The following is a 16,876-nucleotide window of genomic DNA, read 5'->3' as shown; positions in this document are numbered from 1 at the left end:
TATCCATGATGCAATGACCGCCTGACCCTACCAGTTTTCTTCTACTTTCAATACAAAATGAGTTGTGAGATTTCTACATTTCTTCTCGTGAGCCGTTGCAATGCTAGCTGGCCGACGCATCCGACGACTTATGGCCACGCTATTCACCTATCGATGCGCTACAGCGTGTCCACAAGTGAATAGCGCATCGACAAGTGAAAGAGCCTGGCCCACAGCGTGCGCATAAGTGCCGAAAAAGCATCGATAAGTCGAGAATACATCGATAAGTCCCCGAAACCTGGCCATAAGTGCCGGACAGGGTTAAAGGGGGGGGTAAAGGACAAGCCAACAATCTCAGCTCAGCATCTGCCTCTGCTTCAACCCAAACCCCACTCCAACCGCCACCGCAAACAAAAAAATCCTCGGAAGCTTTTACACTTCCGAGGATCTTCGCTGTGGGCGAAGGGGGACTTGAACCCCCACGTCCGTAAAGGACACTGGCACCTGAAGCCAGCGCGTCTGCCATTCCGCCACTCGCCCGTGGGAACGAATAGAACTATAACACCCCGCGCTAATACACCACCAAATCCCCAGGCCAGCGCGCGTTTTCCACCACTTTTCAGCACTTAGCAATAGCAACTTCCTCCACAACCGTCGTCACTATTTGATAAACCTCAGTAGTTCCTAGCCCTTAACTGAAGGTGTAGGGCTCTATACTGTTGCTTAAGTATCGATAATTTTTGTGCACATTTTTTCACGTAACCCGCCGCGGTTTGGCGGGAGAAGGCGAATTTCTTTAGTCAGATGGATTTCCTAGGACGCATCCGCAAGCTCGATAGCTCGCTTCAGCGCGGGCTCGATAACAGCTTTGCGCGCGTGTTCGGCGGCAAGGTTGTCCCGAATGAGTTAGAAGAATGCCTGAAGCAGGAAATTGAAGACTTCCTGATGCAGGACGCCAACGGTCAGTACTTGGCACCCAATGATTTCCGCATTGGCATCAGCGCTGCCGACTACAAGAACCTTTCTGCGTCCGAGCCCAACCTGCCGAATCAGTTGGCTGACCGCATGACACGCTACTGCCGTAACAACGGCTGGGGCTTCACCGGTTCCATTAGCGTCCACCTGCAGGCAGTGGAGTCTCTCCACACCGGCCAGTTGAAGACGGCCAGCACTTTCACCGAGGACACCGTGGGCACCTCGGAGTTCGTCCCATTCGAGGACAGTGCAGATGATGCCAACACTGACGCAGCCCCGTCGCAAAGCGATGATGAACCCCAAGCTGCAGAGACCTCTGCCGCCTACCACCCGCAGCCGGAAGCTGAGCAGTTCCCCACCGCTTCCCGCCCCATCCCCGCGGTCGACCCGGAACCGGCAACTGAGCTGAGCAGCGCGGCCGTGGGCGAAGACCAGTCCCAGGAAAAGACCGTCACCCTGCTGTTGCAGGACGGCTCCTCGCGCGTATTTGAGGTGCGCCATGGTTCGAACATCATCGGCCGCGGCACCGCTTCCGACTTCCGCCTCCCGGATACTGGTGTTTCCCGCCAACATGCCGAGATCACGTGGGATGGCCAGGACGCTGTGCTCGTCGATTTGCATTCGACCAACGGCACCATTGTCAATGGCGAACCCATTGAGAACTGGCTGCTGGCTGACGGCGACGAAATCTCGCTGGGGCATTCTGTTCTCGAAGTTCAGATCCGCTAGTTAAATCCGCTGATTCAGATCCGCTAAGTAGTGAGGTTCACCAGGTTCACATGCCACTGCCCTAGGTTTGCCGACACATTCCTGGAATAATTACGTCCGTGTGTTCGGTTTGCGGACCCACCAGCTCTACATAAGGAGGTTCCTCGGACGTGGAAGCTATCGTTTTTCTGCTTTCGCGCATCGGCGTGCTGGTCGTCCTGTGGTTTTTCATTTGGATGACGCTTCGCACCCTGCGTACAGAAACAACAGGCTCGGCTCCGCTGCGCCCACTTCGGCAGGCCAGCAGTGCTCCGGCCAAGCGTTTCCAGCGCTCGCAGACTCCACATCAGCTCCTTGTCACCTCCGGGCCGCTGGCGGGTTCGCGCATGAACCTAAACAACCAACGCGACATCACTATTGGCCGTTCAGAGTCGAATGCCTTCGTTCTCAACGATGACTTCGCCTCGGGCCAGCACGCTCGCGTCATCAACCGCGACGGCATCTGGTACTTGGAGGATCTGGACTCCCGCAATGGCACATTCCTCAATGGCCAGCGCGTGGAACAGCCGGAACGCCTGGCTTCGGGTATGGAATTTCGTATTGGCCGTACAACTTTGAGGTTGCAACCATGAGTCTTGCTCTGAATTACACGGCCCGCTCTGACCGCGGCCTCATCCGACAGAACAACGAGGACTCCGCCTATGCGGGTTCGCGTCTGCTCGCGCTTGCCGACGGCATGGGTGGCCACGCCGCCGGAGAAATCGCATCTCAGCTGATGATTGCGGCCGTCTCTCGGCTGGACAATGATCAGCCCGGCCCCGATTTGCTCGAGTCCCTGCGCAGCGCCTGCATGGAGGGCAATAACTCCATTGCGGATGAAATTGAGCAGAACCCCTCTACGCAAGGCATGGGCACTACGCTGACTGCTCTGCTTTTCGACGGCACCCGCCTGGGCATGTGCCATGTCGGTGACTCGCGTGGCTATCTGCTGCGCGACGGGGAGCTCATCCGCATTACCCGGGATGACACCTATGTGCAGTCCCTGGTGGATGAGGGCAATCTCACCGAAGAAGAAGCGGCAATTCACCCTCAGCGCTCACTGATTTTGAAGGCTCTCACCGGTCGCCCGGTGGAGCCTACTTTGTCTTATCGCGATGTTCACGAGGGCGATCGCTACCTGCTGTGCTCGGATGGTCTATCCGATCCAGTGTCCGCGGACACCATCAAGGATGTGCTCTCGGAGGGCACTCCGGACGAGGCCGCTACCAAGCTCATTGACTACGCGTTGAAGTCCGGTGGTCCGGATAACATCACCGTGGTGGTTGCCGATGTTGTCGATTCGTCGGCACGCACGCCTTACGAGCCCGCCCTGGCCGGTGCCCTGCAGAGTGCGGAGGAGGAACTCCCCCGCCCCAATACGTCAGCGGGACGCGCGGCGGCACTCCGCCCGCGGAAGTCACAGGAAATTGCAGTGACTTCGGCGCCGGAGAAGAAAGCTTCCAAGGGCAAGTGGCTAGTTATTTCTGTGGTGCTGGTGCTGGTGGCCGGGTTGGTCGGCCTTGGTATTTGGGGCTGGCAGAAGAAGGAGTCGATGTACCATCTCGCGGTGGTCGACGGGCAGGTGCAGCTGATGCACGGCGTGCCCGGCAGTTTGCTGGGCTTCGATCTGCAAGAGCCACATCAGTTCATCTGTTTGACCGATGACAATAAAGTTCAGCTTCCTCCGGCTGGGACGCCGAAGGAGAAGGTCGACTGCCACATCATGACGCCGGAAGATCTCTCACCGGCGGCACGCAATTCGCTGGAAGGTCTGCCGGCTGATTCCTACGACGGTGTCAGCGACCAGATTGGCCGTTTGGCGGAGTCGGCACTGCCGGTATGTCTGTCCGTTTCCGACGATGACAAGAAGGATGAAAAGCTGGGCTCGAAGCCAGGAGTCAACTGTAGGCAGGTGCGAAAATGAGTGAAACTACCACGAAGCGACAGCTTCGGATGAAGGAAATGCTCCTGCTGCTGCTGTCGGCAGGATTGTTGCTTTTGGCACTAATTTCACTGGAACTGGCTCAGGGCAACTCTCTGACCGCAGATGTCTTTTACATCATTGGCGGATTCTTTGTGATCTTTGCAGTGGCGCATATCGCGCTGACCTTTGTGGCGCCCAACGCCGATCAGGTGATGCTGCCGGTTGCAGCAACGCTCAATGCCTTGGGGCTGGTGATGATTCACCGCCTCGACCTGGCCAATGACACCTCGTTGGTGCGCAACCAGATCATGTGGACCGTACTCAGTGTCGCACTGTTTATCGGCGTGATCGTCCTGCTGCGCAACCATCACTCGCTGTCGCAGTACTCGTATCTGCTGGGTCTCGGCGGCTTGATTCTGTTGGCGCTACCGCTGGTGTGGCCGTCGTCGATTAATGCTGATGCCCGCATCTGGATTTCCATCGGCCCGTTCTCCATGCAGCCGGGTGAGTTTGCCAAGGTCATGCTGCTGATCTTCTTTGCTCAGCTGCTGGTGAATAAGCGCTCGCTGTTCAATGTGGCGGGCAAGCGTTTCCTGGGCATTGATTTCCCGCGTGTTCGCGACCTGGGTCCGATTCTGCTGATCTGGGGCATCGCTACCGTCATCATGGCTCTGCAGAATGACTTTGGCCCGGCGCTGGTGCTCTTCGGCACTGTGCTGGCAATGCTCTACGCTGCCACCGGTCGTGGTTCCTGGCTGATCATCGGCATGGTGCTGGTGACCGTCGGCGTTGTCGGTGTCTACATGGTTTCGGACAAGATTCAGGCGCGAGTCACGCATTTCCTGGATCCGTTGGGCTCCTACGACGAGGGCGGCTATCAGCTCTCCCAGGGTCTGTTCGGCATGAGCTGGGGTGGCATCGGTGGCACCGGTCTGGGCCAGGGCTACCCACAGAACATTCCGGTGGCACACTCTGACTTCATCCTCTCGGCCTTTGGTGAGGAGCTCGGTTTTACCGGTCTGAGTGCCATCATCCTGCTGTTCGCGATTCTGATTTCCCGCGGTATTTCGGCGAGCTTGGCGGTACGTGATTCCTTTGGCAAGCTGCTGGCGGCCGGTGTCGCATTCTCGATGGCCATTCAGCTGTTCGTGGTTGCAGCCGGTGTTTCCAAGCTGATGCCGCTGACCGGTCTGACTACTCCGTTCATGTCAGCCGGTGGTTCCTCACTGTTGGCCAGCTACATCATGTTGGCTATCGTGTTGCGCGTCTCTGATGAGGCCAACCGCCCCTGGGGAATTCCAAGCAACTCTTCGGGCCTCAACGACAATGCCACCGCATCTCAGGAGGTGAACCAGTAGATGAATAAGACCATTCGCCAAATCTTTGTTGTCGTTCTCGGACTCTTCGTTCTTCTACTGGCGAACCTGACCTACATCCAGGGTTTCCAGCAGGATAAGTACGCCCACAATCCGCTGAATAGCCGCCAGTTCCTGGAGGAAAAGTCCAAACCTCGCGGCCAAATCACCACTGACGGCGACATTCTGGCCCACTCGGTCAAGGGCGAGAGCGGCTTCTATGACCGCAGCTACGACACCAACCCGGAGGCATATGCCGCGGTGGTCGGATACCTGTCGGACATCTACGGCTCCGCCGGTATCGAACGCTCTCAGAACGAGATCTTGAACGGCAGCGACCCTTCGCTGTTTACCTCCCGCGCCCTCGACATGGTCACGGGCAAGGAACCCTCTGGGGCCTCCACGGAGCTGACGCTGTTGCCGAACGCTCAGCGGACTGCGTACCAACAACTCGCTGAACGCGGCTACGTCGGCTCCGCCGTCGCCATTCGCCCATCGACGGGTGAAATTCTCGCGATGGCCTCCACACCGTCGTTCAACCCGAATGACATCGCCGCCGGCGACGAGAGTACCTGGCAGTCCCTCAATAACAATGAGGGCGCACCGCTGCTCAACCACGCCACTCAGCGTCCGCTGCCGCCGGGTTCCACTTTCAAGGTGTTGACCACGGTCACGGCACTGGAGCAAGGCGCTTCCCCGGACACCTCGGTCACTGGCGCACCGCAGATTACGCTGCCGGATACCACCACTACGTTGGAGAACTACGGTGGCTCGACCTGTGGTGGGGCTACTACAACTCTCCGCCAGGCTTTCGCGCAGTCCTGTAATACGGCATTCGCTGAGCTCGGTATGCAGTACGGGGCCGATGCGCTCAAGGACGTCGCTAAGCGATTCGGCATCGGTGAGACCCACGATGACGCGGGCCTGCCGATTCAGCCCTCCGCTGTCGGTGATATTCCGGATCAGTCCTCGCTGGGTCAGACCTCCATTGGTCAGCGCGACGTGTCTTTCACGCCGCTGGACAACGCCATCATCGCCGCCACGATTGCCAACGGCGGCGTGCGCATGGAACCCCAGATCATCAAATCGGTGCGCGGTGCCGACCTCTCCGAAATCAAGTCCTTTAAGCCGATTGAAGCCGGCGAGGCGATTTCGCCGGAGGTCGCGGAGACCGTAACTGAGCTGATGCGCGGCTCCGAGTCGCACTCGGGCGGTAACGGTTCGCGTATTGCCTCCAAGACCGGTACCGCGGAACACGGTGCTGTCCGCGGCGAGTACGCACCGCACGTCTGGTACATCGCCTTCGCGCCGGACTCCGATGTCGCCGTGGCTGTCGTCGTGGAAAACGGTGGCGGCCAGGGCCAGGGCGCTACCGGCGCCTCCGTTGCTGCCCCGATTGGCCGTGCACTCATTGACGCGGTCGAACAGGCGGGTCGATAAGCATGGATGCCCACCAAGTTCAAGACATCGTTGGCGACCGATATCACGTTCGCCGTCTGCTCGGCCGTGGCGGCATGTCCACCGTCTGGCTTGCCGACGACGCCACCAGCGGCGAACTGGTTGCAATCAAACTTCTGAACCAGGAGTACTCGGACAACTACGAGTTCCGGCAGCGTTTCCAGAACGAAGCCGCCGCTGCGCGCAGCGTCAACAGCCCAAACGTGGTGAAGATTGTCACCTACGAGGAAGGCGACATCGGCAGCCACGGCGCGTGTTACATCGTCATGGAGTACATCCGTGGCGAATCTCTGTCGCAGGTGCTGCAGCGACGTCGCACCCTGCCAGAGCACCTGATGCTCGACGTGCTGGAGCAGACTGCACACGGCCTGTCGGCAATTCACGCTGCGAACCTTGTCCACCGCGACATTAAGCCGGGCAACCTCCTGGTGACGCCGGAGGGCACCGTGAAGATTACCGACTTTGGCATTGCCAAAGCCGCTGAAGCGGTGCCTCTGACGCGTACCGGCATGGTCGTCGGTACCGCGCAGTATGTCTCACCGGAGCAGGCACAGGGCAAACAGGTGAGTCCGGCGACAGACATCTACTCGCTTGGCTGTGTCGCCTACGAAATGGTGGCCGGCGCCCGGCCCTTCCAGGGCGACTCCACCGTCGCGGTTGCCGTGGCACACATCAACGAGGCACCACCTGCGTTGGCGCCGACGGTCAATCCGCATATCCGCGAACTTATCGGCATTATGCTGCGCAAGGATCCGCAGCGTCGCTATGCCGATGGCCGTGAGCTGGCACAGGCTGTTTTGCGAGTGCGCGCGGGGCACCGCCCACCACAGCCGCGTGGTGTGACCCCAACGGTGCACCGTCAATCCAACGCTGCCAACCCGGCGACCACCGAACTCGGTGCCATGACGCGACCGCCCATGCCGGTGTCGCAGCCACCGCAGCAACCGCAGCGGCCACCGCAGCAACCCGCCCGACAGCGTAAGCCGGCAAAGAAGCGCAGCGGCTGCGGTTGTGGCTGCGGCAGCATTGTGCTGTTGGTGCTGCTAGTGTTGCTGGCCGGTGCTATCGCGGTCGTCTATTCGCTGTCGACTACCGGTTCACTGCCAACCATTCCGAACTTGGAGCAGTACATTCCGAACCAGTCACAGCAGCAGACCACAGAGGAAAACACCGACCCCAACGACGGTTCTGGTTACGGTTGGTCGGGCGACAATTCCGGTAACTGGGGAAATAACGACGGCGGCAACTCTGGTGAAAACTACGGCGGCAACAATGACGGTGCCTCTGACAGCTCCACTGAGCAGGACACCAGCGAGACCGCTCCGGAAACGTCCGAACCGACTCAGGATTCGGGCAACGACAGTGGCGACAACAGTGGCGACGACTCCAGCGGCGGTGGTCTGCCCGGTATTCAATTGCCCCTAGGAAATGACTCCGGTAATACCTTGGGGACTCCAGATGCACAGTAATATTCAGGTACAAGATGTTTTGGTGGAAATCCTTCCGAAGGGACTGACGAACAATGTCTGGCAATGACGATCTCCTCTCCGGCCGTTATCGGCTCGGCGAGCTCATTGGCGTTGGCGGCATGTCCGATGTCTACCGCGCTGAAGATACTGTTCTCGGTCGCTCTGTCGCGGTCAAGATGATGAGGGCCGACCTTGCCAGGGATGAGAACTTCCTCGCAAGGTTCCGTCGTGAAGCGAAAAACTCAGCGCTGCTGAATCACCCGTCGATCGTGTCGGTGTACGACACCGGCGAGACGGATAGCCCGATGGGGCGCGTGCCTTTCATTGTCATGGAGCTGATTCAGGGCGAGACCCTGCGTGATCTTGTTCGTCGTGAGGGGCGGCTCGATCCGAAGAAGGCCGCATCGATCATGGCATCGGTGTGTGATGCGCTGACGGCATCCCACCATGCGGGCATTATTCACCGTGACATCAAGCCAGCGAACATCATGCTGACCAACACCGGCAAGGTGAAGGTGATGGACTTCGGCATCGCTCGCGCGCTCGGTGATTCCACCACGATGACGCAAACTGCGGCGGTGCTGGGTACCGCGCAATACCTCTCGCCGGAGCAGGCGCGCGGTAAGACCGCCGATGCCCGTTCCGATATTTACGCTGTCGGCTGCGTACTTTTCGAGGCCGTCACGGGCGCCCCGCCATTCACCGGTGAAACCCCTCTTTCTGTCGCTTACCAGCACGTTCAGGACCAGCCGCCGCGACCTTCGGGGAAGCTCAACACCGACCCAAACACGGCTCAGGCCCTCGACGCGGTGCTGCTGACCGCGATGGCCAAGGACCCGATGGAGCGCTACGACTCCGCAGAGGACTTCGCCCAGGATTTGCGTCGTCTTGCACGCGGCGAGGATCCGTTGGCGCTGGCACACCACGGCGCGCATGACGACGACGCGAAGACCACCGAATTCCTTCCGGCAGCTCCATCGGATGCTGAGACCCGGGTGACCCCTGCGCAGCAGGCAACTCCGGCTCCGGCTCCGGCCGCTGTCCCTGCTCCGGCTCCGGAACCGGAGAGAGTGGCTGCCCAGCCGGAAGCCCCTGCTCAGATCGCTAACACTGACGAGCCTGAGAAAAAGAAGGGTGGCGCAGGAAAGACTGTCGCACTGGCGGCTGCTGCGCTGGTCGCTCTCGGCGGTGTCGGCTACGGCGCCTACCAGCTTTTCAACTCGTCCACCGAGGTCGAGACCGTCGCCATTCCGCAGGTCGAGGGCCTAAATGTCAATGAGGCAACGCAGGTTCTCGAGCAGGCTGGTTTCGTGGTCAACCGCGTCGACGAGCCGAACCCAGATGTGCCCCGAGACACGGTGATTGCCACCGAACCGGGTGTCGGATCGGGGTTGCCGCAGGGATCTCGTATCAAGCTGCGCGTATCTTCGGGCCCAGAGTTGACCAATGTGCCGGATGTACGCGACAAACAGGCAGAGGAAGCTCGCCGCCTGCTCGAGGAGGCGGGGCTTGTCGTCAATCCGAAGCTGCAAGAGGAACCGAGTGAGGACGTTCCGCGCGGCAATGTCATCGAGCAGTCTCCAGCTGCCGGTTCTCAGGTGTCGAAGGGAACCCGCGTAACTTTGACTGTCTCCTCCGGTATCGAGACCAAGACTGTTCCGGATGTCACTGGTCAGAGGTTGGATTCCGCCCGCACGACCCTCGAATCCGCTGGTTTCGTTGTCGAGGTGGTGGAGGTTGACTCCACTGAGGAACAGGGAACCGTTGTTGAGGTTCCCCAGAAGGGCACGGAGCTCACCGTCGGAACGACTGTCGAGCTGCACGTTTCGCGCGGCAACCAAATTAAGATGCCACGAGTTGAGGGCCAGACTCGCAGTGATGCGGAGAAGGCACTCACCAATGCCGGCTTCGAGGGAACTATCCGCACCGAGGAAGTCACCACGTTGGATCTGTCCAAGGTCGACCACGTGGAGAAGGCCGACCCGTCAGCCGGCTCCAAGCTCAACAAGGACGGCGAGGTCACCCTGCGTGTCTACCGGCTGGGGGTCGCCCCGGAGAGCTCTTCAGAGGAACGGCCTGCTCCTGAACCTCCCATAAGGCTGCCGGATCTGCTGCCTAACTAGCGGCTAGTGTGCCAGCACGTCTGAGAAGGCGCGCTGGTACACGGCCTGCTGCTCTTCCAACTCCGCCAGGAGTTCCTCGGTGTACTCACCGCCGGCCAGCCGCAGCCAATTGACCAGCATGCGGTGCCCGTACTGGGTGAGTACCGACTCCGGGTGGTACTGCACGCCGTGAATCGGCAGGTCGCGGTGGCGCATCGCCATCAGCATGCCCGAATCCGTGAATGCCGTGGCAATGAGTTCCTCCGGCAACGTCTTCGGATCCACCGTCAACGAGTGGTAGCGCGTGGCAATAAAAGGACTGGGCACATCGGCCAGAACACCCGTGCCGTCATGGGTGACCGGGGAGGTCTTGCCGTGCAACAGCTCGTCGGCACGCACAACCTGCGCACCAAAAACCTCACCAATCGCCTGGTGACCCAAGCACACACCCAGCACCGGTGTCGGCTCGTCCTGCCTGCTCACCGCGCGAATAATGTCCTCTGTCCACCCCGCATTAGACGGCTCACCGGGACCGGGCGACAGTAGGATTGCATCAAATTGCTTTACGACGTCGTCAACATCGCGGAGACGCGCATCATCATTGCGCCAGACAGTAACCGTTTCGCCGAGCTGGCCTATGTACTGGACCAGATTGAATACGAAGCTGTCATAGTTATCGACGACGAGAATCTGCATAACTGGGAATTCTACTGCCTGCGAACTTCACTGGTAAGTTCGGATGCAAAGTTTACAATTATGCATATACCGCGGGAGTGTAGATACCGCGCTGATCGCAACCTGCTGACCACAACCTAAGGAGTTTAAAGCGCTATGCCTAAGGCAAAGATCGAAAGCACTAATTCACCACAATCCGGTGGCTCCTCCGTCAGCCGTACCCCGGTCAAAATCAACAGCACTCAGACGCCGGTGTGGTACAAGGTGCTGATGTTCGGGTTCATGCTGATTGGTTTGGGCTGGCTGCTGGTCAACTACATCGCGGGTCCGCATATTCCGTTCATGGTGACTTTGAACGCATGGAACTACGTCATCGGCTTTGGTCTTTTCATTGTTGGTCTGCTGATGACTATGGGTTGGCGTTAGTCAGCTCTAATACATCGCACCCCCTCAGGCGCATCCACTTTTGGATGCGCCTTTTTTTCATACCTAAAAACCCAGGTCAATTCACCCCCGTCAATACACCCGTTTCCCACACGTTTTTCGACGAATGAGGATTTCCCTCCTACTGATCGCGCAAAAAAGTTATCCACAGAAACCTGTGTAACAATCATGTAATTTGTGGATAACTGTGGAGAGATTTCGTCCCAAATTTCTCACGGGTTACGTGACAGAAACCGTAAAGCATGACAACTTTGGTTCTATCCCCTGTGTCCACAGTATCCACAGCCTGTGGATAACTCTGTGAACAAGTAACATAGTTGCAAGTCAAGTTGTGCGTAACTCCAATATTCTGCGGAGTTCGACCACTTTCGAACGCTGGTTCGTAAATTACAAGAATGGAATTATCCACACATGTGCACAAGTCTGTGGACAACTGTGAATTGTTGTAATTTGTGAAAATTGGAACCCGTAACGTGCTTCTTGGCCCGTGTTCACCTAGGTGAACAGTGGAGTATTTTTTCCACAGGGCTGTGGACATGTGGAGAATCAACACGATGTGCTACTACCCCCACTACCCCTAAACACAACATTGAAGTTACGGGACGTCGTAAAGCGAAAATGGGCATGAAAAACCCGCCCGGAACAACCGGACGGGTTAAAGAGCGTAGAAGCTAGCGGATTACTTCTCGATGTCGATGGAGGTAATCACGACCGGCTCCAGCGGGCGATCCCAGTGATCGGTAGCCACACGAGCGATCTCGTCGACAACCTTCTTCGAGGCATCATCAGCGACCTCACCGAAGATGGTGTGAGCGCCATTGAGGTGCGGGGTCGGAACAACGGTGATGAAGAACTGGGAACCGTTGGTACCACGGCCGCCGCGCTTGCCGGCGTTTGCCATAGCGAGCAGGTACGGACGATCGAACTGGAGCTCCGGGTGAATCTCATCGTCGAACATGTAGCCCGGGCCGCCGGTGCCGGTGCCCAGCGGGTCACCACCCTGAATCATGAATCCAGCGATGATGCGGTGGAAGATGGCCTCATCGTAGAACGGGCCGGACTCGGTGCCAGAGGCGTTCTGCCCCTTGTACTCCTTGGTGCCTTCTGCCAGGCCGATGAAGTTGTCGACGGTATTCGGCGCGTGGTTGCCGAACAGGTCAATCACGATATCGCCATGGTTGGTGTGCACAGTTGCAGTAGCAGTCTTAATAGTCACGTTCCTTAGGATACCGACCTTGGTGGCCAATTGCTCCTACTGGTGAGTTTCTCCGTGGCAGAAACCAGCGAAAATGTTTCTCAAGATAAGGAAAAGAGTTCTTCGTTGACCCCCATGGAGGCCAAATAGTGCCTAAGCTGGAATGTGAGCCTGCTGCAAATATTTCGGCGCTAGGCCTAACTGGGCCCTAGCTCTTGGACTTAGAAGCATCTTGGTCTCAGAGGCACTGGCGCCGCAGCAGTATTAATCATTGATTGAGAATTAAAGGCGATGCCTGTTGGCGACGCACTAATAAAGGAGAGTCATGAACCCCAACGCAATCTCGCTGGCTGTCAAGGGACTGAAGTCCGCTTACGACAGCTACTCGGATTACCGGGACAAGAAGGCTGCAGAGCTCTACGACACGATGCAGGAGGCTAAGAAGGTGGCAGCTGCACAGAACGAGGCAGCAAAGGACGCAGCAACCAATTGGGCGGAAGACGTTAAGGAAAAGGTTTCCGACGCCCGCGATCAGCTCGCTGAGCAGGCCGAAGAACTGACCGGCAAGGTTGAGACGAAGTCCAAGGAGACCAAGAAGCAGGCTAAGAAGGCTGCGAAGCAGGCCGAGAAGGACGCTAAGCGCAAGGGCAAGAAGACCCGTTGCAAGGCTCGCTGCGAGGCTAAGAAGGCTGAAAAGAAGGCCAAGAAGGCTCGCAAGGACCTCGAGGTGCGTACCCAGAAGGCTATCGACAAGGTAACCGGTAAGGAAGAGCAGCGCGCCAAGAACGGTCGCATCGCAACCGCTTCCCTGGTCTTCGCTGTTGTTGCAGCAATCGTCGGTGTCATTGTTTGGAAGCTGCGCAAGGACGACAAGCTCCCGGTTGACCCAGCTCCGTACCAGCAGAAGGCCCAGGAAGTTAAGCACAAGGTCGAAGAGAAGGCCGCAGAGGTCAAGGAGACCGTTGAAGAGAAGGCTTCCGAGGCTAAGGAAAAGGCTGAAGAGGTAAAGGGCAAGGCAGCCGACAAGGCCGACGAGGCCAAGGACAAGGCTGCTGAGGCCAAGGAGACCACTGAGGAGAAGGCCGCAGAGGCTTCCAAGCAGGCTCAAATCAAGGTCGACGAGGTCAAGACCGAGAAGAAGAACGCTGACGACGCTAAGAAGATCTCTTCCAAGCCGTCCAAGCCGGCTCCGAAGCCGGGTCAGGCTCGCAAGAAGTAAATAGGCGGCTAGATGTACTGCTCGGGGACGTTGATCAATCGTGAGAACGGCGGCTGGTTGTCGCAGGCCGTGTGCGGGCGGTGCTGGTTGTACTGGTGCAGCCAATCCGGCAGGGCGTCGCGTCGTTCTTGCTCGCTGGTGTAGCAGCGGGCGTAGGCCCACCCGTCGGCCATGGTCCGGTGGAAGCGCTCTACCTTGCCGTTGGTCTGCGGCCGGTACGGACGCGTCCGCTTCGGGGTGATCGAGAGGGCCTCGCAGGTGTCCCGCCACAGGTGCGAGCGATAGGCGCCACCGTTGTCGGACAGCACCCGCTCCACGGCGACGCCGCGATCGGCAAACCACGCCACAGCCCGATGCAGGACCCCGACCGCGGTGACGGCGGTCTCGTCGTCGTGGACCTCGGTGTACGCGACGCGGGAGTGGTCGTCAATGACGGTGTGCACGAACGCGTACCCGAGCCTGGGGTTGTGCCACTTGCTCTTCGGCTTACCCGGTGTCGCCGTTCGGTTGTGGTCGCCCTGGCGGCGGCCGACGTAGCGCCAGCCGCCGCCGTCGGGGATGTTCCCGAGCTTCTTCACGTCCACGTGGACCAGGGAGCCGGGGTGGGGGTGTTCGTACCGGCGGATCGGTTCGCCAGTCTCGCGGTCCATGTAGGAGAGCCGGTTCAGTCGGGCACCGGCCAAGATGCGGTGGACGGTCGAGGGCGCGATGCCGAGTCGGGCGGCGAGCTGCACGGGGCCCTCACGCAGCCGTATCCGCAGGCTGACGCACCGCTTCGTCGTCGCCTTGTCCGTCTTGTTCGGTGCGGTCTTCGGCCGGGACGAGCGATCCTGCATCGACTCGCCGGCGCGATAGCGGTCGACCCACCTCTTCACGGTCGGCCAGGAGACCTGGAAGCGGGCGGCGCCTTCGAGGCCGTTGACGGCCATTAAGTCGTCGCCGTCCACCAGGACTGGCACCAGCGCCGTGTAGGCGGGGAAGAAGAATGCGGTTGAAGTGCCAATGATGAACGCGGAGACCGCGAGCATCCAGAAGGTGACAATGTCGAGGATTGCTGCCGTGGACGTCGCGGTCGCGATGGTGAGGTTCAGGGTGAGCACGCTCACGATGACGGACTTATTGGGGAACCGGTCTGCGATTACGCCAGCTGGGAGGGATCCTGCAAGCAGGCCAATGCCGCTCCAGACTACGACACCCGACAGGGCGGCTGGCGTGGCGCCCAGGTCGAGGGTCTGCATGGCAAGGTAGAGGGCCCAGGCACCCTGGGCGAAGATGGTCAGCACCATCGCTGCGAACAGCTGACGGTACGTGGGGATGGTCAAGGGGTGAAGCGGGTTCATGGCATGTCCTTCAGGTCAAGGTTCAGGTGGGGCCAGTCGGCCAGGTCGTGGAGCATCTGACGGTCATGCGTGGCAACGATCACCGCGCAGGAGGTCTGCAGCAGCTCGGTGGTGATGTCGTCGACGAGGCTCGATGACAGATGGTTGGTGGGCTCGTCCAGGAGCAGCAGGTCTGGATCCTGGGCCAGACACATGGCCAGGTGGAGACGGCGTTGCTGTCCTTGCGACAAGCGCCCCACCGGCGTGCCGGTTGCGGAGGCTTCGAGCAGCCCGAGCGAGCCGAGGGACGGCGCCTGAGCTCGACGGCCTAGCTTCGCCAGGTAGGCCTCATAGACCTCGTGTGCGGGGCTGGAGCGGTCCCAGTCGGGGACCTCTTGGGACAGCAGAGCGATGCGCGCTCTCGGATTAACTCGCACATGTCCCGTGGTGGGGGCCAGCCGCCCTGCGAGAAGTGCCAACAGGGTGGATTTTCCCGCGCCGTTCGGTCCGGTGACCACCAACCGGTCACCGCCGTTCACGTCGACCGAAACCGGAGCGTCCAATCGGCCCTTCACAGTAACCTGGGTGGCGTTCATGATGCTCTGTCCGGCACGGGTTGCCGAGGCGGGCCACGCAAGACGCAGTGGCGGCGCCGGGACGCCGATTTCATGACTTTTCAGGTCTTCGATACGTCGGTTGAAGGCTTGGACCACTCCAGCAGCGCGTGTGGCACGTTGGTGCTTGCCTGTGCCCTTTTCAGGTCTCCATCCACCCTGGGACAGGCGGGAGCGTGCGTCGGCGGCGGCGCGGGTCAGTTCCTGATGCCGGGCGACCTGGGCGGCATGGTCTTGCTCCCAGGCGGCCCGTTCTCGTTGCCGCCCTTCGATCCAGCCCTCGTAACCGCCCGCGTAGGTGCGCGGAAGGCCATCGCGGGTCGGGTCGAGGTCCAGGAAGCTGGTCGCCACGTCGCGCAGCAGGGCGCGGTCGTGGCTGACTAAGGCCAGGCCACCGGGGTGGTCCCGCAGGCGCTCAGTCAGGAAGGACAGCCCTGCAGCGTCCAGGTGGTTGGTGGGCTCGTCCAGCAGCAACAGGTCAGGGGTCGATCCGAGGGCGACCGCCAGCCGTACCCGGTACCGCTGGCCGACCGACAAGGTCGACAGGACCCGATCGCGGTCGCTACAGGCGTTCAGGCCCGCCAGGGCGATGTCAACACGGCGGTCTGCATCCCAGGCGTCCAGCCGCGTGGCCGCCTCGAGTGCGGCGGAATAAGCGTCGGCCGCGTCATCGCCCGCGGCCAGCGCCGCGGTAGCCACGTCGAGGGCCTGCAGAGCGGCCCTGGATGGGGCGGTCGCCTCGGCAATGAGGTCACCGACCGTGCGATCGCCCTCGGTGGCCATGTCCTGCTTGACCAGGACGAGGGAACCCACCCGGGTCACCACTCCCGAGTCGGGTTTCAAGATCCCCGCCAGTATATGGAGCAAGGTGGTCTTGCCCCGGCCGTTGTCGCCGACGATCGCCAGTCGCGACCCGGTGGAGACGGTGACGTCAGTCCCACTCAGCAGCGGCCTGTCGCCGAGTGTCAGGTGGAGTGATTCAGCGCGGATGTGTGCAGCGGGCCCTTGGGATGTCCCGATCCAGGCACATGATCGTAAAGGTTCTGTGGTTGGCATTGCGTACTTTCAGCTCGTCATGGAGCCGGGCACCACGAAGCGGCCGCCCGGCAGATGGCCAGGACGGCAGACGAGAGGTCATAAGGGGTCCCGCCGCCGTCAGCGGACGGAACGCAGCTTCATCGAGGCGATGCCTGAGTACATGCGGCCGAGGATACAGAGCCCGGGCGATGCCACGCAAGTCAACTAACGTCCCCGGTCAGTACAGCTAGATAGCCAAAAGCCTTTTCACGCCCGATTGTTCTGTGCAGTTGATGCGCAGGCGGTCGGGCGTTTTTGGTTAAGCAGCAAACCTGACAACTTCAGAAAGACGGGCTGCAAATGTGAAACTGTGCAAGTTTATGA

General features: G+C 59.8%; 12 protein-coding genes, 1 tRNA gene and 2 pseudogenes. 9 read left to right on the top strand and 6 right to left on the bottom strand.

Going from position 1 to position 16,876, the window contains the following annotated elements; translation table 11 throughout:
* Window positions 1-435: 435 nt before the first annotated feature.
* A tRNA-Leu gene (locus HMPREF2681_RS02575) sits at window positions 436-519 on the bottom strand.
* A gap of 264 nt (window positions 520-783) precedes the next feature.
* Between HMPREF2681_RS02575 and HMPREF2681_RS02570 the strand changes: the two genes are divergently transcribed.
* From HMPREF2681_RS02570 to pknB, 7 genes are all read left to right on the top strand, one after another.
* Window positions 784-1,683 (top strand): DUF3662 and FHA domain-containing protein, encoded by a 900-nt coding sequence (locus HMPREF2681_RS02570; protein WP_070545982.1) that lies wholly within the window; start codon window positions 784-786, stop codon window positions 1,681-1,683.
* A 149-nt stretch (window positions 1,684-1,832) separates the two neighbouring features.
* Window positions 1,833-2,294 carry an FHA domain-containing protein FhaB/FipA gene (locus tag HMPREF2681_RS02565; RefSeq protein ID WP_016421758.1) on the top strand — a complete coding sequence of 154 codons (462 nt, stop codon included), beginning with the start codon at window positions 1,833-1,835 and terminating at the stop codon, window positions 2,292-2,294.
* Window positions 2,291-3,625, top strand: coding sequence for a PP2C family protein-serine/threonine phosphatase (locus HMPREF2681_RS02560; RefSeq protein WP_016421757.1), 1,335 nt, complete (start codon window positions 2,291-2,293; stop codon window positions 3,623-3,625). The genes HMPREF2681_RS02565 and HMPREF2681_RS02560 overlap by 4 nt, the downstream gene beginning before the upstream one ends.
* Window positions 3,622-4,983, top strand: coding sequence for an FtsW/RodA/SpoVE family cell cycle protein (locus HMPREF2681_RS02555; protein WP_070545980.1), 1,362 nt, complete (start codon window positions 3,622-3,624; stop codon window positions 4,981-4,983). The genes HMPREF2681_RS02560 and HMPREF2681_RS02555 overlap by 4 nt, the downstream gene beginning before the upstream one ends.
* Complete coding sequence (locus HMPREF2681_RS02550) at window positions 4,984-6,420, top strand: penicillin-binding transpeptidase domain-containing protein (RefSeq protein WP_070545978.1); 1,437 nt, start codon at window positions 4,984-4,986, stop codon at window positions 6,418-6,420.
* 2 nt (window positions 6,421-6,422) lie between these two features.
* Entirely contained in the window at window positions 6,423-7,907 is a 1,485-nt protein-coding gene (locus HMPREF2681_RS02545; protein ID WP_070545977.1) for a serine/threonine-protein kinase, read from the top strand.
* Between the two features lie 53 nt (window positions 7,908-7,960).
* On the top strand, window positions 7,961-10,030 hold the full coding sequence (gene pknB / locus HMPREF2681_RS02540; protein ID WP_070545975.1) for a Stk1 family PASTA domain-containing Ser/Thr kinase: 2,070 nt from the start codon (window positions 7,961-7,963) through the stop codon (window positions 10,028-10,030).
* A 3-nt stretch (window positions 10,031-10,033) separates the two neighbouring features.
* On the opposite strand, the gene HMPREF2681_RS02535 is transcribed toward pknB, so the two are convergent.
* Window positions 10,034-10,705, bottom strand: coding sequence for an aminodeoxychorismate/anthranilate synthase component II (locus HMPREF2681_RS02535; protein ID WP_048731900.1), 672 nt, complete (start codon window positions 10,703-10,705; stop codon window positions 10,034-10,036).
* A 135-nt stretch (window positions 10,706-10,840) separates the two neighbouring features.
* Between HMPREF2681_RS02535 and crgA the strand changes: the two genes are divergently transcribed.
* Window positions 10,841-11,110, top strand: a complete 270-nt coding sequence (gene crgA / locus HMPREF2681_RS02530) for a cell division protein CrgA (protein WP_005511903.1) — start codon at window positions 10,841-10,843, stop codon at window positions 11,108-11,110.
* A 697-nt stretch (window positions 11,111-11,807) separates the two neighbouring features.
* Here crgA and HMPREF2681_RS02525 read toward each other — a convergent pair.
* Window positions 11,808-12,344, bottom strand: coding sequence for a peptidylprolyl isomerase (locus HMPREF2681_RS02525; protein ID WP_369707163.1), 537 nt, complete (start codon window positions 12,342-12,344; stop codon window positions 11,808-11,810).
* A gap of 304 nt (window positions 12,345-12,648) precedes the next feature.
* Between HMPREF2681_RS02525 and HMPREF2681_RS02520 the strand changes: the two genes are divergently transcribed.
* Complete coding sequence (locus HMPREF2681_RS02520) at window positions 12,649-13,542, top strand: hypothetical protein (protein WP_049193113.1); 894 nt, start codon at window positions 12,649-12,651, stop codon at window positions 13,540-13,542.
* An 8-nt stretch (window positions 13,543-13,550) separates the two neighbouring features.
* Here HMPREF2681_RS02520 and HMPREF2681_RS02515 read toward each other — a convergent pair.
* The 3 genes and pseudogenes from HMPREF2681_RS02515 to HMPREF2681_RS02510 all read right to left on the bottom strand — a co-directional run bounded on the left by HMPREF2681_RS02515 (window position 13,551) and on the right by HMPREF2681_RS02510 (window position 16,531).
* Window positions 13,551-14,574 (bottom strand): annotated as a pseudogene (locus HMPREF2681_RS02515) (IS481 family transposase).
* Window positions 14,523-14,828: pseudogene (locus HMPREF2681_RS11210) on the bottom strand (arabinose ABC transporter permease); the annotation flags it as partial. The pseudogenes HMPREF2681_RS11210 and HMPREF2681_RS02515, both read right to left, overlap by 52 nt.
* Window positions 14,829-14,878: 50 nt before the next feature.
* Window positions 14,879-16,531 carry an ABC-F family ATP-binding cassette domain-containing protein gene (locus tag HMPREF2681_RS02510; RefSeq protein ID WP_049193109.1) on the bottom strand — a complete coding sequence of 551 codons (1,653 nt, stop codon included), beginning with the start codon at window positions 16,529-16,531 and terminating at the stop codon, window positions 14,879-14,881.
* Between the last annotated feature and the right edge of the window lie 345 nt (window positions 16,532-16,876).

Source organism: Corynebacterium sp. HMSC064H12 (assembly GCF_001809925.1).
Classification (GTDB): domain Bacteria; phylum Actinomycetota; class Actinomycetes; order Mycobacteriales; family Mycobacteriaceae; genus Corynebacterium; species Corynebacterium jeikeium_D.
The sequence above is the reverse complement of the archived record's forward strand: the minus strand, read 5'-3'. Positions and strand labels throughout refer to the sequence as shown.

What these genes read in the sequence shown, in the direction of transcription:
- HMPREF2681_RS02550 (WP_070545978.1), top strand. Translation starts at nt 4,984, where the DNA reads ATGAATAAGACCATTCGCCAAATCTTTGTTGTCGTTCTCGGACTCTTC.
- HMPREF2681_RS02545 (WP_070545977.1), top strand. Translation starts at nt 6,423, where the DNA reads ATGGATGCCCACCAAGTTCAAGACATCGTTGGCGACCGATATCACGTT.
- pknB (WP_070545975.1), top strand. Translation starts at nt 7,961, where the DNA reads ATGTCTGGCAATGACGATCTCCTCTCCGGCCGTTATCGGCTCGGCGAG.
- HMPREF2681_RS02535 (WP_048731900.1), bottom strand. Translation starts at nt 10,705, where the DNA reads ATGCAGATTCTCGTCGTCGATAACTATGACAGCTTCGTATTCAATCTG.
- HMPREF2681_RS02570 (WP_070545982.1), top strand. Translation starts at nt 784, where the DNA reads ATGGATTTCCTAGGACGCATCCGCAAGCTCGATAGCTCGCTTCAGCGC.
- HMPREF2681_RS02510 (WP_049193109.1), bottom strand. Translation starts at nt 16,531, where the DNA reads ATGCCAACCACAGAACCTTTACGATCATGTGCCTGGATCGGGACATCC.
- crgA (WP_005511903.1), top strand. Translation starts at nt 10,841, where the DNA reads ATGCCTAAGGCAAAGATCGAAAGCACTAATTCACCACAATCCGGTGGC.
- HMPREF2681_RS02555 (WP_070545980.1), top strand. Translation starts at nt 3,622, where the DNA reads ATGAGTGAAACTACCACGAAGCGACAGCTTCGGATGAAGGAAATGCTC.
- HMPREF2681_RS02520 (WP_049193113.1), top strand. Translation starts at nt 12,649, where the DNA reads ATGAACCCCAACGCAATCTCGCTGGCTGTCAAGGGACTGAAGTCCGCT.
- HMPREF2681_RS02560 (WP_016421757.1), top strand. Translation starts at nt 2,291, where the DNA reads ATGAGTCTTGCTCTGAATTACACGGCCCGCTCTGACCGCGGCCTCATC.